Annotated in this window: 20 protein-coding genes; 5 read left to right on the top strand and 15 right to left on the bottom strand. The window is 33.3% G+C overall.

The annotated features are described in order from the left end of the window. The first annotated feature begins 267 nt into the window (after window positions 1–267). Together prsA and MUA40_RS04735 are read left to right on the top strand one after the other, a co-directional pair. On the top strand, window positions 268–1,251 hold the full coding sequence (prsA, locus tag MUA40_RS04740) for a peptidylprolyl isomerase PrsA (RefSeq protein WP_016425447.1): 984 nt from the start codon (window positions 268–270) through the stop codon (window positions 1,249–1,251). Between the two features lie 245 nt (window positions 1,252–1,496). Beyond that, window positions 1,497–1,958: an ISL3 family transposase gene (locus MUA40_RS04735; RefSeq protein ID WP_016426333.1), complete on the top strand. Its 462-nt coding sequence runs from the start codon at window positions 1,497–1,499 to the stop codon at window positions 1,956–1,958. Window positions 1,959–2,220: 262 nt separating this feature from the next. On the opposite strand, the gene yhaM is transcribed toward MUA40_RS04735, so the two are convergent. The 7 genes from yhaM to MUA40_RS04700 form a co-directional block, all read right to left on the bottom strand. Beyond that, complete coding sequence (yhaM, locus tag MUA40_RS04730; RefSeq protein ID WP_016425449.1) at window positions 2,221–3,162, bottom strand: 3'-5' exoribonuclease YhaM; 942 nt, start codon at window positions 3,160–3,162, stop codon at window positions 2,221–2,223. Between the two features lie 18 nt (window positions 3,163–3,180). Continuing rightward, window positions 3,181–6,105, bottom strand: a complete 2,925-nt coding sequence (locus tag MUA40_RS04725; protein WP_016425450.1) for an ATP-binding protein — start codon at window positions 6,103–6,105, stop codon at window positions 3,181–3,183. Window positions 6,106–6,108: 3 nt separating this feature from the next. Beyond that, window positions 6,109–7,296 carry a metallophosphoesterase family protein gene (locus MUA40_RS04720; protein ID WP_167733045.1) on the bottom strand — a complete coding sequence of 396 codons (1,188 nt, stop codon included), beginning with the start codon at window positions 7,294–7,296 and terminating at the stop codon, window positions 6,109–6,111. A gap of 292 nt (window positions 7,297–7,588) precedes the next feature. Further along, the gene (locus MUA40_RS04715) at window positions 7,589–7,933 is read right to left on the bottom strand and encodes a YlbF/YmcA family competence regulator (protein ID WP_016425452.1); all 345 of its coding nucleotides are present in this window, start codon (window positions 7,931–7,933) and stop codon (window positions 7,589–7,591) included. A gap of 89 nt (window positions 7,934–8,022) precedes the next feature. Beyond that, window positions 8,023–9,153, bottom strand: coding sequence for a DUF445 domain-containing protein (locus MUA40_RS04710; protein ID WP_262569956.1), 1,131 nt, complete (start codon window positions 9,151–9,153; stop codon window positions 8,023–8,025). A gap of 284 nt (window positions 9,154–9,437) precedes the next feature. Continuing rightward, window positions 9,438–9,902 (bottom strand): XRE family transcriptional regulator XdrA, encoded by a 465-nt coding sequence (gene xdrA, locus MUA40_RS04705; RefSeq protein WP_016425454.1) that lies wholly within the window; start codon window positions 9,900–9,902, stop codon window positions 9,438–9,440. A gap of 556 nt (window positions 9,903–10,458) precedes the next feature. Beyond that, window positions 10,459–10,665: a DUF6007 family protein gene (locus MUA40_RS04700; RefSeq protein ID WP_016425455.1), complete on the bottom strand. Its 207-nt coding sequence runs from the start codon at window positions 10,663–10,665 to the stop codon at window positions 10,459–10,461. Between the two features lie 488 nt (window positions 10,666–11,153). Between MUA40_RS04700 and MUA40_RS04695 the strand changes: the two genes are divergently transcribed. Then, window positions 11,154–11,591, top strand: coding sequence for a hypothetical protein (locus MUA40_RS04695; RefSeq protein ID WP_016425456.1), 438 nt, complete (start codon window positions 11,154–11,156; stop codon window positions 11,589–11,591). Window positions 11,592–11,813: 222 nt separating this feature from the next. Here MUA40_RS04695 and MUA40_RS04690 read toward each other — a convergent pair whose 3' ends face one another. Next, window positions 11,814–13,100, bottom strand: a complete 1,287-nt coding sequence (locus tag MUA40_RS04690; protein WP_262569953.1) for a dicarboxylate/amino acid:cation symporter — start codon at window positions 13,098–13,100, stop codon at window positions 11,814–11,816. 180 nt (window positions 13,101–13,280) lie between these two features. Here MUA40_RS04690 and MUA40_RS04685 point away from each other — a divergent pair, with 180 nt between their 5' ends. Beyond that, a complete protein-coding gene (locus MUA40_RS04685; RefSeq protein WP_016425458.1) occupies window positions 13,281–14,150 on the top strand; it encodes a cation diffusion facilitator family transporter in 870 nt (289 codons plus the stop codon). A gap of 334 nt (window positions 14,151–14,484) precedes the next feature. On the opposite strand, the gene MUA40_RS04680 is transcribed toward MUA40_RS04685, so the two are convergent. The 3 genes from MUA40_RS04680 to MUA40_RS04670 all read right to left on the bottom strand — a co-directional run bounded on the left by MUA40_RS04680 (window position 14,485) and on the right by MUA40_RS04670 (window position 17,830). After that, window positions 14,485–15,681 (bottom strand): MFS transporter, encoded by a 1,197-nt coding sequence (locus MUA40_RS04680; RefSeq protein ID WP_016425459.1) that lies wholly within the window; start codon window positions 15,679–15,681, stop codon window positions 14,485–14,487. Between the two features lie 398 nt (window positions 15,682–16,079). Further along, a complete protein-coding gene (locus MUA40_RS04675) occupies window positions 16,080–16,706 on the bottom strand; it encodes a response regulator transcription factor (RefSeq protein ID WP_016425460.1) in 627 nt (208 codons plus the stop codon). Between the two features lie 20 nt (window positions 16,707–16,726). Beyond that, window positions 16,727–17,830, bottom strand: coding sequence for a GAF domain-containing sensor histidine kinase (locus tag MUA40_RS04670; RefSeq protein ID WP_262569951.1), 1,104 nt, complete (start codon window positions 17,828–17,830; stop codon window positions 16,727–16,729). Between the two features lie 151 nt (window positions 17,831–17,981). Here MUA40_RS04670 and MUA40_RS04665 point away from each other — a divergent pair, with 151 nt between their 5' ends. Next, window positions 17,982–18,809, top strand: coding sequence for an RluA family pseudouridine synthase (locus MUA40_RS04665; RefSeq protein ID WP_167733050.1), 828 nt, complete (start codon window positions 17,982–17,984; stop codon window positions 18,807–18,809). Window positions 18,810–19,240: 431 nt separating this feature from the next. Here the strand turns inward: MUA40_RS04665 and MUA40_RS04660 are convergent, their stop codons facing one another. The 4 genes from MUA40_RS04660 to fumC form a co-directional block, all read right to left on the bottom strand. Then, complete coding sequence (locus MUA40_RS04660) at window positions 19,241–19,702, bottom strand: transposase family protein (RefSeq protein ID WP_155976476.1); 462 nt, start codon at window positions 19,700–19,702, stop codon at window positions 19,241–19,243. 286 nt (window positions 19,703–19,988) lie between these two features. After that, window positions 19,989–22,151, bottom strand: coding sequence for an RNA degradosome polyphosphate kinase (locus MUA40_RS04655; protein ID WP_126496427.1), 2,163 nt, complete (start codon window positions 22,149–22,151; stop codon window positions 19,989–19,991). A gap of 83 nt (window positions 22,152–22,234) precedes the next feature. After that, entirely contained in the window at window positions 22,235–23,761 is a 1,527-nt protein-coding gene (gene ppx, locus MUA40_RS04650) for an exopolyphosphatase (RefSeq protein ID WP_016425466.1), read from the bottom strand. Between the two features lie 20 nt (window positions 23,762–23,781). Continuing rightward, window positions 23,782–25,167 (bottom strand): class II fumarate hydratase, encoded by a 1,386-nt coding sequence (gene fumC, locus MUA40_RS04645; RefSeq protein ID WP_262569950.1) that lies wholly within the window; start codon window positions 25,165–25,167, stop codon window positions 23,782–23,784. Window positions 25,168–25,175: the final 8 nt, after the last annotated feature.

Genomic DNA, 25,175 nt, shown 5'->3' with positions numbered 1-25,175 from the left:
CAAATTGTTAATCGATTTGATGGCTTTGACTTTGTTTTAAAAGCTTTTTTGTAAGATAAGCGTTTACGATTACATCATTTGCGCAACGATATGATTAACTCCAAAAACGACATTTTTACCCTATTCTTCTCTATTCTATAATAAAAAAATTCATTATATTTTGTTTTTTCTCATCTTTTAGTCTGATATTTACCCTTCATCGTTGGTCTGAGCCTGACATTATGGTATATTATTTGTGTTAATTTTAAAAATAAAGGAGCTCATAAGATGAAGAAAGGCATACAAAAATTAGTTATTCCTGTTACAGCAAGTGCATTATTACTCGGAGCATGTGGAAATGATGCCCCTACATCAAAAGGAGAAACTTTAATCTCATCTAAAGCAGGTGACGTTAAAGTTCAAGACGTTTTAAAAGAAATTGGTAACGAACAAATTGCAAGTGACTCTTTTAAAGTATTACTTAATAAAATATTAGAAGAAAAATATGGTAAAAAAGTCGATGATAAACAAATCGATAAAGAAACAGATGAAGAAATCGAAAAATATGGCGGTAAAGACCAATTTAAAAACTTATTAAAACAACAAGGTATGTCTTTAGATGAATATAAAAAGCAACGTAAAATGATTGCTTATCAAAAAGAATTACTTAATGACAAAGTAAAAATTTCTGATAAAGAAATAAAAGATAATACCAAAAAAGCATCACATATTTTAATAAAAGTAAAACAAGATAAAGATGATAAAGAAGGTTTATCAGACAAAGATGCTAAGAAGAAAATTGAAGAAATTAAAAAAGAAATTGATAAAAATCCAAAATCATTCGATGATTTAGCGAAAAAAGAATCTATGGACTCAAGCAAAGACAAAAATGGTAGTCTTGGTTATGTAGTTAAAGGTCAAACTGTAAAACCTTTTGAAAAAGCCTTATTTAAATTAAAAGACGGCGAAATTTCTGATATTGTTAAAACAGACTATGGTTACCATATCATTCGTGCAGATAAACCGACTGATTTTAACAAAGAAAAATCTAAACTTAAAGAAAAATTGATTCAAAATAAACTACAAAAAGACCCAGAAATTTTAACAAATGCTTATAAAGATTTATTAAAAGAATACGATGTTGATTATAAAGATCGCGACATTAAAAAAGCAATCGAAGACAACATTTTAAATCCTGAAGCGTTAAAAGAACAATCTTCTCAACAACAAGGTATGCAGGGTCAAGGCCAAGGTCAACAATTAGGTATGTAATACATATGCGGTTGGTTTAGCCTCATATAACACAAAAACAACGTCAGCACTTCACGATGCTGGCGTTGTCTTTTTTATACCAATTTGAAGCTATGTTATGCCCTCTTCATAACGAACATAAAAGAGGTTCTTCATTTTTTATGGTGGGATGACATAAGTCATCCTGCTTTTTTGTACAAAAATAGCGCAAATGCCTCTATAATTTTAAGTGACTAAACCAAAAATAAAGGAGACATATTGCGCCTATGTGTAATGATATATTAAAGTTACTAAAAATTAAAGATAATAATATTAAAATCACTAAAGTTGAAGAAGATGTAGTTATTAGAGGTAAGAAATCTAACGTCATCTTTGGTACCCTTTCATACAAGCCTATGACTTGTCCTCACTGTTATCATACGAATCCAAACCGAATACACAAACACGGAAAACGTTTATCGCGAATTACTTTTTTAAGATTCCAAGAGATAGCAGTGTATTTAAATCTGTTAAAACAACGTTTTAAATGTATGGTTTGTGGTCGGACTTTTACTTCTAAAACAAATGTTGTTGAGGATAACTGTTTTATCTCAAACCATGTTCAGAAAGCCATTATAGATAAAGCAACACAAGTTCGCTCAGAAACTGATATCGCAAGTGATTGTAACGTTTCTGCATCTTCTGTAAAACGTGTGATTCATAAAGTAAGCAATGCCACTTTTCAATAGTGAAATTGCTTAAATAGATTGCGTACCGAGTCGAGACTCCCGAGGCATAGAGCCGAAACCGAAAATCCATTTTGGCTTCTTATGAGCTACAATAAAAGCCAAAATTAGTTGAGGTAAGGCGCCTGGGAAAGCGAGACTCGAAGAAGCAATCGGAAGTTTGTGACTTAATTATTATAGACACATAACCACCATATAAAGTGTACAGCCATAAAAGAAGAGGTTAGGAAACGATTCCCAACCTCAATCTTCATCTTAGCTCATATTAATCCAATTTTTCTGGTTTATAAAATTGGCGATTCTCCAATCCAAAAATACGCTCTGTGAACTGTCCTTTATTAACCTTTTTAAAAGCTTTATCGAACATGTTCATTCGTGCATCAATGTTATCAATATAATTAAGAATTTCAGCTTCTTTTACTTGTGGTAACTTAGGAGAACCATACTCTAATTTACCATGGTGCGCTAAAATTAAATGGCGTAATAATAATATTTCTTCACCATCAACATTTAGCTCTCTTGCTGCATCCGCCACATCATCACTTGCTATAGAGATATGACCAAGTAAATTTCCTTCTAATGTATATGAAGTAGCAACAGGACCAGATAATTCTCTTACTTTACCCATATCATGTAGAATAATGCCACTATACAACAAACTGCGATTTAGTTCAGGATAAATATCGCATAAACTTCTAGCAATTTTAAGCATCGTTAATACATGATAACTTAGTCCACTAACAAAATTATGATGGTGTGAACTTGCTGCTGGATAAACAAAATAACGATCTTCATATTTGTTCAACAAATATCTTGTTACTCTTTGAAGTGGTGCATTTTCTATTTCAAAAATATATTCTTGCATCGCATCTTTGATTTCTTCTGGAGACATGGGTGCACCATCTATAAAATCTTGAGTACGCATGCCATCTTGGTCAGTAGCTAAACGAAACTGGTTCACCTTCATTTGTTTACGTCCACGATAATTGATGATATCACCTTTAACGTGAATGATACGTTCAGGTTGAAGTAATGGAATGTCCTCTTTAGACACCGTCCATAATTTCGCTTCTATTTCTCCACTTTTATCTTGTAAGTGAAGCGTCATGTAATCTTTTCCTTGTGCTGTAACCCCTTGAGTTGCACGGCGAATCAAAAAGAAGTGATCGACCGTATCTCCAGGTTGTAGTGTTTCAACATTTCTCATATTTAACGCCTTCCCATTCTATGTTTCTATCTTTTTTAATGTTACAAGTTGTTTAGTTGGTATATTTGAGTCACGTAAACATGTAAAATAGAGAATTTGGAATTCTTCAGACATGCCTCTTAAATATTTCATCATTCTTGAACGACGCTCTGCATCAAAATGCACAAATGCATCGTCAATAATAATCGGCAATGAATAATAAGGTTTTAATATTTTAATCAGACTAAGTCGAAGTGCTATATATAACAACTCTTTTGTAGATTGACTTAACTCAATTGGATGGTACATTTGACCATCTCGATGACGCACCATTACTTGTTCATTTTCGTATGTAACTTGAACATATTGGCCGTCTGTTAGTTCTGAATAAATATTCGTTGCCACATGAACAACTTGTGGTAATCGTTTATCTTTAATTTGTTTAATGTGTTCATCAACAAGTGCTTCGAGATAACTTAACGCTGCCCAATCATCTGCCGCAGCATTAAGTTGATTTTTCGAGAGCTCATATTGATGGCGTAAATGACGCAATGTATCATCTGTTTCCATATGATTGATTTGTGCAGATAAATCACTCACTTCACTTTGTATAGTGAGATATCTTTCATTATAGTCATCAATTTGCTCAGATAATTTTTGATATTCAGCATCAAGTTGTGCTGTCGTTTTTTCGCTTAATTTAGAACTTTTTTCATAACTATAATCTTGATTTTCAAGGAAATGTGTTAAGTCATTAAAGCGCGATAATCGTTTATGATAAGTTTGATAACGATCATGGTGTCTGTAATAACTTTCCTCATCTAATGCACCAATTGCGCCAAACAAATTATGAATAACACCTTGATTATCTTTTAAGCGTTGATTCAAATGTTTAATTTCGTTATCGATAAGCGAAATTTGTTCTAAATTATGTGAATGTCTTGTCATATCTTGATTTGCATTTTTCAACCATTCTCGGACATCATGAAATAATGTCTGACGGTCAAATTGTGATAAAGCTGATTCAATTTTTGATTTTGCTTCATCATAAAACGCCTCTAATTCATCATGTAATTGGGCTTTTGTCGCAGATAACGTACTTAAATGCTGTGCATGCTCTTTCAATTTTTGAATTGTTTCAATCGCATTTAATAATAAATCATCAGATAAATTTTGAGATACATGTAAATGCGTTTTCAGTTCTGATATGCTTTGAGATGACTTTTCATAATCAGTTTGTGCTTGCTCGTTTTGAATATTCAAATGATCTTTTTTCGTTTTAAGAATTGCAAGTTGTTGCTTTCTTTGAGTAATTTGATCACGTAATTGATATTGTGTCGACAAGTCGAAATCTAATTCATAATTATCTTCTAGTTGTTGTACTTCATGTTCTAATTGTGTAATTTCCTGTGAAAACTTCTCATTATGACCCACAGGTTTAGAACGGAACATAAAAATTGCGACGATAAATATCACACCTAGTACTGCTAAAACTACAGCCGGTACGAGTGCTTGAGAGAGAAACATAAAGATTGCGAATCCTATAGAGATCAGTGCAAGAATCATGGATGCAATACTCATATTTTTTTGCTTTTTATCTTTTTGTTGTTGTTCGACTTCGAATGCTTCTTTCATCTTCGAAAATAAATTACGCTTTTCACTTAATTCTAACAGGCGATGATCATAAATCTTTTTCTTTTCAAAGTTTTCATCACTCACAAGCTGTTCTTCTAGCTGTTCAATTTCATCTTCATATGACTGATATTCGATTTGATTTTCATCAATGTTACTTTTTAACTGCTGTAACAGTTGACTCTGGTCTCTTTTATTTCGTAACACTTCACTAGTATAACTTTTTTGTGCTTCTGAAGTGTCGATATTCTCATGCATTTCTTGCCAACCTATGTTGGACTGCAGACCAGACATATCCATTCGATGATTATTAATTTCACGATCGGTTTGTTTCAAATCAAGCGCTTTTTGCTTAATCGTATCTTCTTGTTTTGATACCCATTCAAAATTTTGATATAAATCTTGTTCGGGCACGAATAATTTATCGTTTTCTTTTTCAAGTTGACTTTTCTTTTCATCTCTTAAACCGATGTCTCTTTCAAGATGCTGAACCTGAATTTTCGCTGCTTCATAGCGATCAATTCCTTGCTCTGGAAATTCTAACGGTTCAATATTTAAATCCGCTTCTAACCCTTTCCATTCTTGGACCTGATCAATTAATGCAACTTCTTTTTGTTTTTCTTCAAAGAGTGCCGTAAGTTGACTCAAGTTTTCTTTCAAAGCTTTTAATCGTCTTGATGCTTTATCATGTTCTTCAGTAAGACGTTGATACGTTTCCAACTTCGCTGATTCTTCTCTAATATCAAATTCTAATTTTCTAATTTGCTCTAATTGCTGATTAATTTCTGGATTTTGTCCCGACTTTTTATATAGGTCTTGCTTTTTCTGATGAATTAATTCACGCATTCCAATAAACTCAGTTGAACCCAGTGCGCCCGCTTGCATTAAGAAATTTTGCAATTGTTGCTCACTCATATGTTTATGGATATCTTGCAATCCTAAAACACTAAAGGAGAAAATTTCTTGATATGTGCGCTTATTGATAAAATTGAGTTGCTGCTTTAACCAGCTTTCGTCTTTGATTGCACCATTAGGCATGAAAACTTTGACGTCTCCTACAGCACTTCCTTTGACACGTTCAACATCAACTTCTGAACCGTCATCCATAATCAATGTAACACGTCCACCGTAATGGTTCCCCATTCGAGGTTCTAATCTAGGCTCATTTTCTTTTTTAGTTGGAAACCCAAATAAAATTGAATGGATGAATGCTTGTAAAGTTGATTTACCTGCTTCATTTTCACCAAAAATTTCTGTGAACAACGGATTAAATTCAACTTTACGTTGGACAAATTGACCATAACCATAAATTTCAACTGATTTTATCTTCATGGCTTAATTGCCCTCCTTTAGTTCAGCTTCTATAATTGCTTCAGCACGTTCAATCAGTGCTTTTCGATCATGCTTTTGATAGTGATCTAAATATTTTGAGGCCTTAGGGTTCATATATAACTCAGATAATGCACGTTCGTAGACATCATCTTGCGCTATTAAATCTTCAGAAAGCTCATTCGCAATACTTGTTTGAGTGATTTCTAAATAATTGATTATCCATTCATCAATCATCACAAAATGGCGTTCATTTTCTTCATATTCTGTAACTAAAGTTTTTACTTGCTCTAAAACTTGCGCGTCAATACGCTCATCTCCGTGAACATTAATCTGTAAACGGTAGAATGCTCTACCTTGATGGCGTACACTATCTTTAAATTCTTGAATTCTTTCAAATAAAGCCTGCTGAGATACTGAGTCAATTTCAATCGTCGCACTTTCGAAACGTATAAACTGCGTCGGAACAAAGCGCGTTTTCAATGCTACATGGTCTCCCTCAACGATGAGGCAACCTTTTTCCCCTTGCTCTTTAAAATGACGCCCTTGAATATTACCGGCATAGTGAATTTCTGGCAAATCACTCAATTGCTGTCTTTTATGAATGTGGCCAAGCGCCCAATAGTGATACAATTTTGCATTTAAATCTTCTAGACGAAATTCGGTGTAGCGATGTGCAGTCTCCGCTTTACTATAAGTGCCGTGAAGCACACCGATATGTACTGTTTGACGATCCTCATTCGTCGGATAAAGATCGATTTTATTTTCATAGCTTTCTCTCTTTTCATAACTAAAGCCATGTAAATGTACATTTTCACCGGATTTTGTAATCGCTTGATAAGTTTCAACATCTTTAGAAAAAACAGTGACATTTTCAGGCCATTTTGATGTGATTTGATCAGAGAGTGGATCATGATTTCCATGTGCAATATAGACAAAAATTTGTTCTTTTTGCAGGCGTTCAAATTGTCCTTTTAAAAACATTTCAGCTTTTAACGTACGATTGTGCTGATCAAACAAATCTCCACTTATCACCATAAAATCAACTTCTTCTCGTAATGCGAGATCTATAATTTTTTTAAAGCTTTCATAAGCGCTATTTTCGACATCTTTCAATATTGTAGGATTTAAATAGCGTTTTGATGCAAAAGGGCTATCTAGATGTAAATCTGCACAATGCAAAAATTTAACCATTTAAGCATTCTCCTTTTTACTTTCTAATTTCATCTCTGTTTAATAGACTATGTATTCATTTATTTTATCATATTTTAGTTATATAAGTGTGAACCAAAAGCGCATTCTGCAAGAACTTTATCATCTTCATGACATAAAAAAAGAGCAATTCAGAAATCTAATCTTTATGCGTTAGATTTCTAAATCTGCCCTAATCAATTTAAACCGTCCCATCGATTGAAACGATTGTTCATTGCTTCATTTAATTCCTATCAACCACTATGGATTAATAAGAATGTAGCCCATAGAAAAATTAGTTTGCGTAAATTTCATCCAATGGTTTAACAATGATTTGGTTGATTTCTTGGAATACTTGGCTCATTTTTTGTTCAGCATTCATTAATTCAGAAATGTTGCTGTCTTTTTCGATTTGTTGCGCTTGTTCTTGCGCTTTTTGCAAGTCTTCCTCACCAATTTCTTCACCTTGCATTTGTTTTTGTTGGAAGTTTAATTGTGTTTCACGAAACTCATCAAACAATTTTTTAGAGTTTTCATCAGCTTCAACTTTAGCATAAGCATCTTTAATCGCTTTATACTCGTCACTTTCGCGTAATGCTTGTTCTAATTTGTTCGCGTAATCATATAAATTTACAGCCATTTCTATTCGCTCCTTGAGTTGTGTAGTTTAAGATTGAATTCTATCTCTTCCAATCTCTTTCCTTGCTTACGATACCACATTTTATACAGTTATACAAAGATTGCAATTAAACCTTGGAAAAATCCAATAATTCCGCCTAAAATGAAGCCTAGCAACATGATTAATTTGAGTTCTTTATTCGCAATTTCAAATATCAGCTGTTCAATATAGTCTAAATCAAAACGATTAATTTGCTCTTCGATAAGTCCTCGAATGTTAACTTTTTTCATGATTTGAGACAAACGACGCGACAATGTATCTATTATCATGTCTGTAATACGGTCTGCACCTTTTTCATGTAACTTTTCAAATAATGAAGGCACAAGTGTATTAAGTGGCTGATGTGCACGTTTGGTTAAATTTGCTTGTTTTAAGACATAGTCAGCCAATTGAATTTGAATCTGCTCCATGGCTTCAGGTTGAATAATTTCTTTTAAAGGTAACGCCTTTATACGCTCATACTCAATCTTCAATTGTTGTGCCAATATGTTTCTCGCTTTCGGATGATACGTTAATCGAACTAACTCTTTTTGTATTCGCTCAGCAATTGCTTCTTGTGTCATAAACATTTGGAGTAAACCAACGATTTTCCCTTTCTCAACAAAAAATGTTTCTAACATATCAGAAATATCGTGATAACCTTTTTCAGATTCAAGGTAATCTCTAGCTTTCGTTAATAAAAATTCATCTAATGAATCAACTTTTTTATCTAGTTGTTGCACAATTTTCTCTGGAAGCCATTGATTCATTCCTTGATCTTGATGACTTAAATACTTTTCATTTAACGTTTTATAAACGATACGTTTTAACTGTCTTTCTCCTGAAGCGACGATATCAATATCAAAGCGCTCAGCTAAACGTTGCAGTGTCACATGATCTTGTTCCAAAAGGCGAATCTGATCTTTTACCGTTTGGTTCATAGTTTCTTTTATCTCAGGCGTAACCAATTTCTCTTGAATCAATGCCTCAGTTAATAAATGATCTTCTATCACTTGACCAATTTTTTCGGCAATTTCTCCTCTTCTTTTTGGGATTAAACCCGGTGTAAAAGGAATGCGTTTACCAAAAATATAATATGCACGAAAAGGATGAAAAAGCATTTTAACTGCAATCATATTCGTTACGCCACCAATCACCGCACCTATGATTATCATAAATACAACAACTAAAATCGGTTGCATATTCATCTCTCCTTAATTAATCATCATCCATTGTTTTTATTGAACGTTTAAAACTTTAAAATCTATAAAATATGAAATATAGCAGTCAAAGCTTTAACAGTTGCTATTATACACACAATCCTCAATTATTATAAATTCAAACACTTTTTAATGAGATGATAGTGACGGCTTTCAATGCCTATATCAGATAAAAATAATTCCTTCAAAGCATGGTTACTCAGTCCATACTTTGAAGGAAGTTATTCAATGATTATTTATTCTATCATGATAATTTATTTTCAATCTTATGCGCGAATAAGATCTTCTTTAACATTACGTTGGAAGTATGTCTCAGCTTCTCTCAATTTAGGCGTCGCAAAAACAGGTTGTTTATCTGTATCTAGTACGCGATAAAGTTCACTCACTTTATTAGATTGAAGGATGAAACCACCTTTAGTATCAATTGTATCCCAATAAATATCACTAATTGTTGAATATTTTGGATATGCAGCTTGGTTTCTTGAAATGGTTTGAACAATTTCTAGTGGGTCACAACCAAAAGTACTATTTAAAACTTCTGAATCTCTAAATAATGCACAAATGGATACACATGTCGTCCAGTTAGGTAATACACGCTCTTTTTCAATTTGAACAAGTGTCTTTTTTGACAAGCCAATTGTTTGAGCCATTGTATCTTGTGTATACCCCGCTTCGATACGTACCATCTTAAATTTGGTTTGAATTAAATCAGTAAAACTTTGTCTATCCATATTTATATTACTACCTCTCTTAAATAAAAATTTATCCGCACACAAGCATTGCAATTCTACACAATTCTTGAAACACAAATTACATATTAATACAAAATAAGATAAATGAAAAGCATCTTTTTAGAAAACATTGAAAGTCATAAAAATGACATAATTAACACAAATCGCAAATATATTTTAACTTAATAACGTTTATTTAAGTTAAAAATAAAACATTGATATCTATACTGTTTAACGCTATACACACTTGCGCAACACGCTTCTAATATTCTATTGGGAATGCATACTTTCTATTCATTTATTTTGTACTTTTATGGATTGAGGCTTGATGACGCTCAATACCTATGTATCTTTACTACTTTTACTTAACTTACAATGTCAGCCAATTTCTCTCTCTAACGCTGCTTATCTTAAGTCGCAAATATGTGTTTAAGGATTTTATTATAACACAAATTAATAGTGTTACGAACTCAAATAAATAATGTTTTTGTGTTTATTTCATCTTACAATAAATCACTTTTTATGCATGAATCATGTTTGGCCTTGTATTTCGACTTTATAATTTATCTTTTTTAAACCATTTATGAAACAACGCATGAAATACAATCGAAAGGCCTATACTAAAAAATATAATAATAATTATGTTTACGATAAGTTGCCAAAGATGATCACTAGGTAAATACGAAAACAGAAAAAACATAGGTATAACAAAAACAAGATCTAACCAACCTAACTCTTTTAATGCTTCGTCTAGCTGATTCAAAATGTTGACCTCCCTTTCGTCAATTTATAATAAACTAACAATTTTTATACATGTGTATTATAATTTTGATTTCATATAAACAAAAATATCGGATGATTCAGGAATGTAATGATTTTCAATGGATTATACACATTGTATCATATGTTAAAAAATGAGAGGATACCTATAAAGAATCGATATTATTGGTGAGTTTTGGAACTTGCTTAGCTGTATGAGCGATAATTACAACAATATCGGCATTATTTGAAATGTTATTAACCGTATCGGTATGCTTGTTATAGCTTCCTTTTTTCAGACAGCATCTCGCTAAAGATACAAGACTTTAATACCTTTGACCTCTCAAATTTTCATTCGTCCATTCCCTTTATCTTCAATTTTTAATACAATAAAGAAATATTAAGCACTGATTATTTTAGTTCGTGCATTGCCCCATCTATTAAGGATATAGCACACAAAATCATAAATACTGCTAAAGAAGAGGTAAAAAAATGAATTCTAAAGTTATCATTTTAAAAGACGATGCTTATGAAGAAAGTAATGTATCTATAACATTTACATTAAAAAACATATGCATGGATGAAGGACTCAAAATTTATTACTTTGATGTCATGACTCGATTTGAAAATCAACAAATCGAAACAGAATTGGCCATTTTCGATGATGAAATTCAACGTTTGAAAGACGTAGAATTTACACAGCCATTAACTAAGCTTTATTTCTTAGAGCCTGATATTTCATTGACAGTCATAGAAGTTAAAAAGGACGAATTCTGTGTATACGTCACCTTAGATTCAGGTTTAAGAATGCATAATATTGCGACTGAATCAGGCTTATCCGTAAGGCTCAATGTAGCGAAATCATCATTTAAGCAGTTCATCAATGAAATAGCATCCATCGAAGCACACACATCATATTTGAATGAATAGTCTTAGCTCGTTTGGTCACGCGCGCAAGTTATATATTTCTTTCAATATCATCTCGATTTGTTACGCTTTAATCATGTTTTCTAGCCTTGCTTGTCGCTAAAAGTTGGATATTGCATATTCTAATTCTCTACTATAAAAGCAACGGTTAGTGCATTTTCACTAACCGTTTTGATAGATCATGTCTTCTGCTTCATTATTCATATGCGTTCAAAGAGGATTGAATTACTCGACATGCATATGCCCTTTCAACTTTTTACCTTCTCTTTCAGATAATATTAAAGCACATGCTGCATCACCTGTAATATTAACAGCTGTACGAGACATATCGAGTAAACGATCGATGCCTAAAATAATACCAATGGCTGCTGGATTTAATCCAACTGCTGTTAACACCATCGCTAACATAATCAATCCAACACCCGGCACACCTGCTGTCCCTATCGATGCAATAACAGCAACTGCTACGACTGTAACTAATTGTAATAACGTTAAATCTGCACCCATTAATTGTGCAATAAAAATCGTTGCTACCCCTTGCATGATTGCAGTACCGTCCATATTTATTGTTGCCCCTAAAGGCTGAACAAAAGAAGCAATTTCAGGTCGAACCCCCATTTTTTTCGTACATTCCATAGAAACCGGAAGCGCAGCATTCGAACTCGAACCCCCGAATCCGACAGTAATAGCTGGAAAGAATCCTTTAAAGAACGCAATGGGACTCCGTTTTGCTAATAATTTCACTGCACCACCATATACGACAAAGAAATGGATGACTAAGGCACCTAATACAACAATAAAATAAAGACCTAATTGTTTAATCGCGCCAAAACCTGCGCCTGTAAAGGCATGTGCAACTAAGCCGAACGTCCCAATTGGCGCAAATACATTCATAATCATTGTAATAATATACATCAACACATTATTAAATTGTTCAAAAAATTGATGTACGATCCGTCCTTTATCGCCTACCATCATAATCCCAATACCAATAAAGATTGCAAAAGTGATAATTTGAAGCATATTTCCACCACTCATAGCTTCTATCGGATTTTTTGGGAAGAAATTTATGACCGTTTGATCAAATGTTTGATTCACTGGAGAATCCGCCGCAGATTTTTGCCCCTCTAACTTTTTCTGATAAGCTGTTACTTCTTTACTTTTTAACAAATCTGAATGTCCTGCACCTGGTTTAACTATAAGTGCTAAACACATCGCTAAAGTGATTGCGAGTGCAGTCGTCGTTAAGAAAAATACAAGGGTTTTCAAACCAATACCACCTAGCAATTTTGGATCCCCTACACCAATGACACCAAGCACAATCGAAACAAAAACAACCGGTACAACAAGCATAAAAATCAAGTTTAAAAATACTTGTCCAATCACATTAAAAATATATTGATCTGTAAAAGATACAAATTTTCCCCCTTCGTAAAAATTAAAAATTGAACCTATCGTAATCCCTAATACTAATGCAACAATAATCTTGACTGTAAGCCCTTTAAATTTCATAATAGCCATCACCCTTATTACTTTTTACAATATTATAATCTGAAAATTGGCAATATAGCAATCATTTTTTAAATGACTAGATTTATCATGCTATTCATAGGATAATAGAAACATTGAGAATGATTTTTATTTTGATTCAATATTAATTCATTGATGTCAATTTTAATAGAGGTGTTATTGTTGCAAGTAGAAAACAGGATTTCCCAAGCTAAAAAAGGCGCAACCTTAAGCATCATCACATATACCATATTAACTTTATTAAAAGTCACATACGGTTGGCTAGCAGATAGTCGTGGTTTAACAGCGGATGGGATCAATAACGCAACAGATGTCATTAGTTCAATTGCCATCCTTATCGCTCTGCATATATCTATGAAACCAGTAGATAAAAACCATCCTTATGGGCATTATCGCTCAGAATTTATCGCTTCTTTAATCGCATCCTTTATTATGTTTGCTGTGAGTATTCAAGTGATTATTACTGGCGTAAAGCATTTTTATCAAGGTCAGTTTCATCAGCCGAGTCAATCAGCTTTAATTGTAGGCGTAATTTCAAGTTTCCTTATGTTTGCTGTCTTCCTCTATAATCGTAACTTAGCAAAAAAAGTTAAAAGCAATGCCCTTAAAGCAGCGAGTTATGATAACTTATCAGATGCTTTAGTTTCAATTGGGACTGTTATAGGTATTTTAGGTGTCTATATCGGAATTCCCATGCTAGATACACTGGCTGCAATAGTTATTGGTTTATTAATCATGAAAACAAGTATCGACATCTTTAAAGAAACAGCCATAACGTTAACAGACGGATACGACGTCGATGAACTCGAGCATATCGAGCAAATCATTTCGTCTATCCCTGGGGTCAAAGAAATTAGAGATATTAAAGCTCGAAGTCACGGAGTCATGTCATTCATTGATGTAACTATTGCTGTGGAACCCGAACTAAATGTCGTTGAAAGTCATCAAATATCAGATCATATTGAAACTAAGTTACAACAACAATTAGGTGAAGTCGAAACGATTGTGCATATTGAGCCGTATTTATATTAATAATGACCCATGATTGTATAAGCACCACAAAATAGGTGTGACAGTCATGGGTCATTTTAAGTTTTAAAACGATACATCTTTTGATTTTCAAACTTAGTGGAGACATTAAAGTATTAGAGTTTAATGTTTTCTTCACTACGAATTTTTAAATGCAAACTTGATAGATAAGTTCCTCTCACCTTAAAAATATTTATAATTTAAGCATTATAAACTTTGATTAGAAGGACAGAGTAGATGAAGTCCACCCTTATCAAAGCTGATAGTAATTTCTTTCCTAAGCATTTTATGTTGTTTCTTTGTATAAATGAATCAATTTGTACAAATGATAGCATAATCATTCAGTTATAGAATTTTCATTGAAATTGTATCTCAATTTGAAGTAGAAAAGTAAGATTAATATTCCTAAAGCACAAATGGCATAAACAATCGCATAGTTTAAAGGGATTAAGAAACCAAAAATGAAATATGACAATGGTGTTAAGGACGCATTCAGGCTCTGTATAATTGAAAATACTCTAGATTTAAATTTTTCATCTATCGTTTGCTGAAGTATTATTTGAAAAGGGATGTTATTTAAAGATACGGAAAAGCCTAAAAATGCATTAGCAATTAAAATAATAATAAATATATTCATCTCACTGATGCTATAAAAACGAGTTGACGCTACGATTAATAAAGAAAGTGATTGTAGAATCATAGAAATGATATATAACAATTTTAAGCGATTATGAATATTTAATATTGATAACAGAACGGATGAAATGACAATCGCTCCACCTATAGTACTTTCTGCGACACCTAAATAATTGGCTTTTAAGTTAAGAATTTTGATGATGATAATAGGTAATCCGACAATTAAAGAATTGCATAAAAAATTGATAAATAAGCTAACTATAAAAATGACTTTTAAATTATTGATTAATGACAAGTGCTTAAAACCCTCTATAAAGCTTGTTAAAAACTTTTGTTCCTTACTAATTGCATTACCACTTTTGAAAGTTAATAGAAGTAAAAGAAAAAATGCAATAAGTTCAGTTAAACTATTAATAAGCGCGAGTAAATTGATATTTATTATGGTAACTATAAATCCACCAATTATAGGTGTTAACAAAATTGATGATGATTGGATAGTTTGTCTTATAGATACTATTTTTTCTATGTAATCGCCAGTTATAAATTTTAAATTTGATGTAATGGTTATTTTTACTATTGAGTCAACAAATACGAGAATCATCATTGCGGTAAAAATCGTATACACTTCTTCGTTGTAAAATATGTAAAACATAAGTAGTGTACAGACACTTATAAATTGACCCATTAACAATATCTTTTTATTTGAAGTTCTGTCAATTAAGCTCCCTATAAATGGTGCTGATATTGTTGTTACAAACGCTAATACAGCTAAGTAACTCCCAAAAACTGAGCCAGATTGCGTGATTTTAAGGATATAAAAGCCACATGCAAAAGTAAAAATTGAAGAAAAAAATAATGAAATTGTTTCAAACGTGACTAAAATTATTGATTTGCGCATACATATCCCCCCTTTTAATATATAATACAATTGACTTGTTTAATTGAAAACATTTACATTTCAGAATTTTCTGTCTAAATATAAATTGTGAGAAATAAACAGTAATATTTATAATCTCACAAAAATTTATCTGAATTATAAAATAGCAACAGAGATAATCTTATAACGTTAATATTTGAAATTAACGGGTGTAAAGAAATAGTAGCAGAAAGCATTGATCTTAATATCGGGGGAAAAAGCGTCATTTCAATCTATACATTAAATAACGTCACAATATATATAACAAAAGACAATTTTTGGAATGCATACATTGTGACGTTAATTTTGTGAAAAATAATCGGTATGACCGTTGATGAACACACAAATTTAGTTATTTCTCCATATTTTACTCGAGCAGTTTAAATGAGGTTGTTTTCCATAGCATAAATGGCCGCTTGCGTGCGGTCATTGACTTGTAATTTAGAAAAAATATGACTGACATGTGTTTTAATCGTTTTTTCAGATACAAATAATGTTTCAGCAATTTCTTTATTTGTCTTACCTTTAGCCATTTCTTTTAAAACTTCCGTTTCACGTTTCGATAATTTATTAAGGATATGAGGCTTCGTGATAACAACATCCATCACATGTTGTGCATCTTCATGAATTACTTTCTCTCCATTTAAAACGCGTGTAATTGACGTCATTAATGCTTCAGGTTCAACATCCTTCATTTCATATCCATCAGCGCCAACCCGCATTGCAGACATGACGTGCTCTTCATCAACATAACTCGTTAAAACTAAAATCTTAATGTGCGGAAACCCTTCTTTAATATGTTGTATTAACGTAATCCCGTTCATCTCAGGCATGACTAAATCAACTAACACCAGATCGGGCTCAATTTGTTTTTCATTTAATGCATCCAATAATGATTGACCATTTCCAAAACTACCGGTCACTTCTATTTCATTTTGTGTTGACAATAAAAATTCTAAGCCTTGACGCACAATAAAATGGTCATCAACTAATGCAATTTTAGGCATAAAAAAGCCTCCCTTTGATGTTAAAGTGGTATCTTAATTTTAATCGATGTCCCTTGACGACTGTCAATATGCATCGTTCCTTTTATCATTTTAATACGTTGCCTCATATTCGATAACCCATGCTTATCGTAAACATCGATACGCGTAACGTCAAACCCCTTTCCTTCGTCTGAAATATCAACGGTTAGCAAGTCATCAGATTGATTAAGGACTACCGTAATTTTTGATGTATTGGCATGCTTTTTCGTATTGTTCATTGCTTCTTGAATGACGCGATAAATATGTGTCTCAATTTTGTTTTCTAAGTCAATCAAACCATGAACCGTAATGTCGATTTCTAAATCGATTAATTTCGCATAATTTTTAAGTGCGTGGACAATTCCTTGCTCTAACCCCACTGGCTTTAATTGCCAGATTAAAGCTCTCATTTCATTTACCGCATTTTGGCTTGTCTGTTCAATTTGGGCAAAAGCGCGTTGTGACGTTTCTTCTTCAGACATTTGCCCTGCTGCGTGTGCATTTAATTTTAAAGAAAACAACATTTGATTCACTGAATCATGTAAATCTCGAGCCAATCGATTACGTTCATTAATACGTGCCGCCTCTTTTTCTTGGTTGTTCAAGTCAATTCTTTTAATCGCTGAGCCAATTTGAAAAGCGACTGATTCTAAAAGTTCAAGATCTTCATCACTGTAATGTGTTGTAAAAGGTGTCGCAACATTTAATAAACCAAATTGCTCATTGCCTGATCTTAACGGAACCGTCGCGTGATGCGTTATATTATCAGTTTCTGTACTAAATTCACGACTGGCTAAGTTAATACGAGAACAGTTAATAATGTTAGAGGCTTTCGTCAATTTTTGATTATGATAAGATTGAACACACCAACATGAACCTTCTGTCATATATTTACAATGATGATGCGTAAGTGCTGGTGGTAGCGAGCGTTGTGCTTCTAATGTATGATAGCCTTCCGCATCAATAAAAAATATCCATCCCGTTGTGAAATCACTCCCCTTTACCAAATAATCTAAAGCACCATCAAGCATCGATTGTAATTCTGTTTCTTCATTGAGAAATTCAGCGATTTCTTTTAATAATGCTAATCGCGTTGGTTTTTCCACTTCATGCACACCTCTCTTCTACTTTTTAAAATTTAAAATATAAAACCGAAAAATATGTATTTAGTTTTATTATACACATCCCGCTTTCCCTTTAAAAACCATCAACACCATACTGATTTATGGTATGATAGAAACAATTAAGGAGGATACTATGAAATTTTCAGTTGCTGAACCGTTTGATCAAATGTCTATCCGAGACATTTTTAAATCATTAAAACTACCTAAAAAAGAACTCCATTTGTTGAATATGTCTAAAGCCATTACTGTTAATGGTCAACCCGCACAATTTCAGCAAACCGTTTCATCTGGAGATGTCATCTCAATTCCTGATGAGCCTGTGAAGAGTCAATATTTACCTAGTTATCGCTATGCACAGATTGTTTACGAAGATGATTATTTAGCGATTGTATATAAACCTAAAGGTGTGAAAACACATCCTAATGACTTGAAAGAAAGTAATACATTGATGAATCATATCATCTATACTTTAAATTGTGATTATGTAGAACCTATTCATCGTCTTGACCAAGAAACCGTGGGTCTATTAATCGTTGCTAAACATCCAATTGTAAAAAAAATACTCGACCGTATGTTAGAAGACAATATGATTCACCGCATTTATAAAGCACAAGTAAAGGCTTTATTACCGATTAAACCACAAACTATTGATATGCCGATTGGTAAAGACAAATTCCACCCGAATAAAAGACGTATTTCGAATACAGGTCAACGTGCAGTCACACATATTATAGAATCAAAAATGATCAAAGAAGGTGTATGTGAAGTCAAACTTAAACTCGATACTGGTCGTACGCATCAAATTCGTGTTCACCTTGCTGAAATAGGTCATCCGGTTCTAGGAGATCCGTTGTATAGTGATTCTAAGTTAAGACAATTACAATTAGAAAGTTATCAAATTGAATTCCAACACCCACTTACGCAGCAGCTCATCTCTGTTACAACGGACGATATTAAATAATACTTAATTTTATAGCATAAACATACAGAGGCTAGAACATCAATCCTAAAAACAAATTGCGCTAAGATGAATTTTATTAGAAGACCGTCTTAGCGCTTGATTTTTATGATAAAACCTCTTATTGAATGATTTCGTTTTTCGAAGTGACATTGTCAACCTGTAGTCTACGTCTCGTCCTGTTCCCTTAGGCGTCTCGACACCAATATTACTAACGTGATTATTAAGGCTGTACACTTTATATGGTGGTTATGTGTCTATAATAATTAAGTCGCAAACTTCCGATTGCTTCTTCGAGTCTCGCTTTCCCAGGCGCCTTACCTCAACTAATTTTGGCTTTTATTGTAGCTCATAAGAAGCCAAAATGGATTTTCGGTTTCGGCTCTATGCCTCGGGAGTCTCGACTCGGTACGCAATCTATTTAAGCAATTTCACTATTGAAAAGTGGCATTGCTTACTTTATGAATCACACGTTTTACAGAAGATGCAGAAACGTTACAATCACTTGCGATATCAGTTTCTGAGCGAACTTGTGTTGCTTTATCTAAAATGGCTTTCTGAACATGGTTTGAGATAAAACAGTTATCCTCAACAACATTTGTTTTAGAAGTAAAAGTCCGACCACAAACCATACATTTAAAACGTTGTTTTAACAGATTTAAATACACTGCTATCTCTTGGAATCTTAAAAAAGTAATTCGCGATAAACGTTTTCCGTGTTTGTGTATTCGGTTTGGATTCGTATGATAACAGTGAGGACAAGTCATAGGCTTGTATGAAAGGGTACCAAAGATGACGTTAGATTTCTTACCTCTAATAACTACATCTTCTTCAACTTTAGTGATTTTAATATTATTATCTTTAATTTTTAGTAACTTTAATATATCATTACACATAGGCACAATATCTCCTTAATCGTTGGTTTGGTCACTTACAATTATAGAGATATTTGTGCTATTTTTGTACAAAAAAAGCAGGATGACTTATGTCACCCCACTATAAAAAATGAAGAACCATTATTAAAACGTCTTTTTTCCTAAATAGGGATTTATCCAAACGTGTGTTTATCAAAAATTTAATGTCTCTGCTTCTTTTTACGCTGTAAACAAAAAAAGAGGACAGCGTAATCATGGCGATTTCTGTCCCCTTCTTTGAAAAGTTAAAGATTCACTTTTGTGTATATTATTTCCGCTTCAAATGATTTTTGACACGATTAATCCAATTCCGTTTTGATTGTACAGGTTGCCCCATTTTAATTACATTTGATTCAGCAAGTTTTGCGCCATAATCTTTAGCTTCTTGCATCAAATACTCTTGTGAGTTCAATGGTTCTAAATCATTTTCAATGTAATGATAAACACCTTGCGCATCTTGGTATCGTCCTTTTTGATTATCCGACAATTGAAGATTTAAAAATTCAACTAACCGCTTCGCAATTTGTTTGTCCAATATAGGGAATAAAATTTCAACACGTTTAATCATATTGCGCGTCATCATATCAGCAGAAGATAGATAAATTTTTTCATCTCCATTATTATAGAAGTAATAGATACGGGAATGTTCTAAAAAACGGCCAACGATGCTGACAACTTCTATATTGTCACTAACGCCAGGTATTCCTGGTTTCAAGCAACAAATTCCGCGAATAATTAATTTTACTTCTACACCTGCTTGAGATGCTTCAAATAATTTTTTAATTAACGCTTTATCAGTTAGAGAGTTCATTTTCATCATCATTTTACCATTGCCAAATTGACGATGACTTTCAATTTCTTGATCGATGCGCTCAATAAAAGAATCTCTAATTTCATAAGGCGCCACAATCAACTTATGATAATCCGGTTTCACCGAATAACCACTTAAATAATTAAAGAAATTCATTGCATCCTCACCAATTTCTGGATCAGTGGTAATGATACCCATATCGGTATATAATTTTGCGGTTTTATCATTGTAGTTGCCTGTGCCTAGATGAACAAATGGAACTAACTGATGGTTAATTCTTTTGACAACAAGTGTGATTTTACTATGCGTTTTAAGGTGCGTCATCCCGTACATGACGTGACAACCTGCTTCTTCCAACATTCTTGCCCAATGAACATTGTTCTCTTCATCAAAGCGTGCCTTGAGTTCGACTAGAACGGTCACTTGCTTTCCATTTTCTGCAGCATGTTTAAGCGCTTCGATGATAGGCGAATCACTACTTACACGATACAAAGTTTGTTTTATCGCTAACGTATTAGGATCCTCTGAAGCTTCCTTAATAAAGTCAACAATTGGATCAAATGATTCATATGGATGATGGAAGAAAATATCTCTTTTCATTGCTAAGTCATAAATATTATGACGCCCGAGTGATTGCGGGATTTGTGGTGTATAAGACGGATAAGTTAATGATTTTAATTTATGTGATAAATGATCGACCAACTCAAAAACAAACGTCAAATCGAGTGGCCCGTCTGTGTAATAGACATCCTGATGCTCTAATTCTAACGTATCGATTAACCAGTCCATATTCATATCACACGGTTCACGGTTGTCTATTTCCAATCTCACCGCAGCACCACTTTTTCGTTCTTTTAGAAAGCGCTCGATTTCTATGAGTAAATCTTCTGCGCCATCTTCATGAATCGTTAAATCCGCATTTCTTGTAATTCTAAAAGTATAGGTATTCAGTATTTCATACCCTTTAAAGAGGTGACCCATGAAAAAGGAAATCAGATCTTCAACTAAAACAATATATTGTTTGCTACCTTCATTAACTGTAATAAATCGTTTAAGAAGCGTCGGTATTTGAACGATCGCAGCATTGATTTCATTACCCGTGTCAATATCCACAAATATATTGAGTGTTTTATTATTTAATTTTGGAAACGGCCGATAAGCATCAATTCCCAATGGTGTCAGTGTTGGCAAAATGTTTGATAAAAAGATGCTTTCTAATTTTTCTTTAAGCGATTCGCTCAAAGATTCAGGTTTACTAAAATAGATATCGTGTGTTTTTAATTGTTCTATGAGCGTATTAAAACGTTCATATTGGAATTTTACATTCTGACGATTTTTCTTTTCAATTTCCTTAAGTTGCTCTTGTGGTGTGAGCTGTGTTTTATTTTCAGGTTTGTCGAAGCCCATTTTAACTTGATCTTTTAAACCTGCAACACGAACCATAAAAAATTCATCTAAGTTAGAGCTTGCAATGGCAATAAATTTAAGTTGCTCTATCAATGGGTTTTGAGAATCACAGGCTTCTTGCAATACTCTATAGTTAAAGTCTAACCAGCTCACTTCACGATTGTTATAATACTCCGGATGATTAATATCAAAACTTCCCTTTTCAATAGTCACTTTATTTGTTCACCCCATTAATCTTCTACGAAACATCACTTCGTTTATGTTCTTAGCGTAACATAAAAATCTAAAGTCATTTTTCAAGATTTTGTAAACACAATATTAATTTTAGTTTTAAGCACTTTTTCAATATGCTTTTTCTGACGATTGGCTTGGTATGACTCGGCGATAGGCTCGCCTTTATAATAAACATATAAATCATAAGCATCTTTATTTTGTTTTAACTCAACGCGACTCACACTATTCGTATTTGAAATATTAAGGGCATTCGTAAACTTAATCACACCACCTAATGTTTGAATCTCAGAAAGTTCATCATCACTAAACCATTTCGTCTCATCGCTATATATTTTTAACAACGTTTTGTTTTTATAGCTTGCTAATAGCGCAAGACGCACACGTTCTTTATGAGATAAACCATTAATACTTGAATTCGCAATGATATAGTACGTATGTTGTGAACTTGAATCTGCATCGATAAACTTACCAAGATAGTAAATATATGCCGCTTCAAGAAAAATTTGTTTTGATGATGCCTCAAAGTTCAATTTTCTAGCTTCTGACAGTTGATCAAGTAACGATTGTGCAAGTTTAACGCGTTGTTCCGCACCTGTTTCTTCAATTTTGTATTCGTTCGCAAGATGTCTTAAAGCATCACTTAAAACATTCGCTTTATTAAATTCATTTTTATGTTTTTTAGCAATTTGATTCATAATAAAGCCTTCACGAATCCCTTTTCTAGAGAAAGCAAATGCTTTTGCATGGATCATATCAAAAAGCACGTTAAATACAGCAACTGCCGGCAAAATAATATCGACACGGTCTCGGCTCAGCCCATCTAAATTTAATAATTCATCACGTGAATATTTCTTCAGTTTTTGATAAACTTCTTTCAGATCTTCATGTGCCATCGTGTAACCGTGAACACCAGCAATAGGATAATTATGTCCTGCTTGATGTACACGTGCACAGTTACGTGCCGAGCCGCCAATACCGATTAAATTAACCTCTTTATTTTGAATCCAATCTACTTTTTCAAATTCACCTTTTAAAAACTTCTCTATTTTTTTAATCGCATCTTTATCATTATGCTCCTTGCCTTCAAAAAACATTCTGATTAAAGTAACAACCCCAAACGGAAAACTGATGGCTTGTTTGATATTTTTATCTTCGAACAATGTCAATTCAGTAGAGCCACCACCGATATCAACTGTGATTCCATTTTGAATACTTGTCGTATGCGTCACAGCATATGCACCATAAAATGCCTCATCCTCTTCAGGAATGACAATGACTTTAATACCTAACTCTTTTTGAATTGATTTTAAAATTTGAGGTTGATTTTTGGATTGTCGTATCGCTGCAGTTGCGATTGGATATAGATGCTTGACTTTAAATTTATCTGCAACTTTTTTAAAACTACGCAGTGCGGTAGTCAATACATCAATACCTTCTTGTGTCATATTCTGATCATCATCCAAATATTGACTTAACCTTGCAGGTGTTTTAATATTTTGAATTTCATTTAACCCTGTACGTTCATCATATTGAAAAATAACCAAGCGAATCGTATTCGAACCAATATCTATTAAACCGTTTCGTTCCATGCTTTAAAAATGCCTCCAAACTATTTAGGATGAACCATATTTTCGGGTTTAATCCATTCATCAAATTGCGCTTCTGTTAAATGTCCGGATTGAATTGCTGCTTCTTTTAATGTCAAGCCTTCTTTATGTGCTTTCTTAGCGATGGCTGCTGCATTTTCATAACCGATATGAGGATTTAAAGCGGTTACAAGCATTAATGAACGGTTAAGATAATCATCAATATGTGAAGCAATCGGTTCGATTCCTACTGCGCAATTATCATTAAACGTGGTCATTCCATCTGCTAATAAATAAATTGATTGTAATGTGTTATGCAAAATCACAGGTTTGAAAACGTTGAGTTCAAAGTTACCTTGTGAACTTGAAATACCTACTACCGTATCATTACCCATGACTTGAACAGCCACCATCGTCAACATTTCACATTGTGTTGGATTAACTTTACCTGGCATAATGGAAGAGCCTGGTTCATTTTCAGGGATAGAAATTTCTGCTAATCCGGCACGTGGACCTGAGGCTAACCATCTAATGTCGTTGGCAATTTTCATTAAATCAGCCGCTAACGCTTTAAGCGTACCGTGTAATTGAACAACTTCATCATGCGCTGTTAATGCATGGAATTTATTTTCAGAAGAAACAAATGGATAGCCTGTATTTTCTGAAATATAAGCAGCTACTTTATCACCAAATTCTGGATGTGCATTAATACCTGTACCAACCGCAGTACCACCAATCGCTAAGTTGAGAATATGTTTTTTAGATTCTGCTAATAAATTGTCACATACCTCTAACATATAGCGCCAGCCACTCACTTCTTGACCGAGTGTAATAGGTGTAGCATCTTGTAAGTGGGTGCGCCCGATTTTAATAATGTCTTTAAATGCTTGTTCTTTTTGATAGAAAGTATCTCTTAAGCGCTTAATTGCTGGTTCTAATTGCGTCTCTACTTGATGATATAAAGCAACATGCATGGCAGTTGGAAAAGTATCGTTAGAACTTTGAGATTTGTTCACATCATCATTAGGATGTATTTTTTCATCAATCCCTTTAGACGCTAAATATTCATTTGCAACGTGGCTTACGACTTCATTAACATTCATATTGCTTTGCGTGCCACTTCCTGTTTGCCATACGACTAATGGAAAATGTTCATCTAACTCACCATTTAATATACGTTCACAAGCATAAATAATAGCATCTTTTTTAGCATCACTAAGTTTTCCTAATTCATGGTTTGCAAGTGCGGCTGCACGTTTTAATTGTGCAAAACCGTATATGACTTCGATAGGCATCTTCTCTTTACCGACTGGAAAATTCTGCTTACTGCGTTGTGTTTGTGCACCCCAATATTTATCTGCTGGTACTTCAATTTCGCCAAATGTATCGTGTTCAATTCTTACTGACATTGATCTCG

Origin of the sequence: Staphylococcus schleiferi, from assembly GCF_025558325.1 — a bacterium.
GTDB classification, from domain to species: Bacteria; Bacillota; Bacilli; order Staphylococcales; family Staphylococcaceae; genus Staphylococcus; species Staphylococcus schleiferi.
Note: the sequence above shows the minus strand (reverse complement) of the source record. Positions and strands in the feature narration are given on the sequence as shown.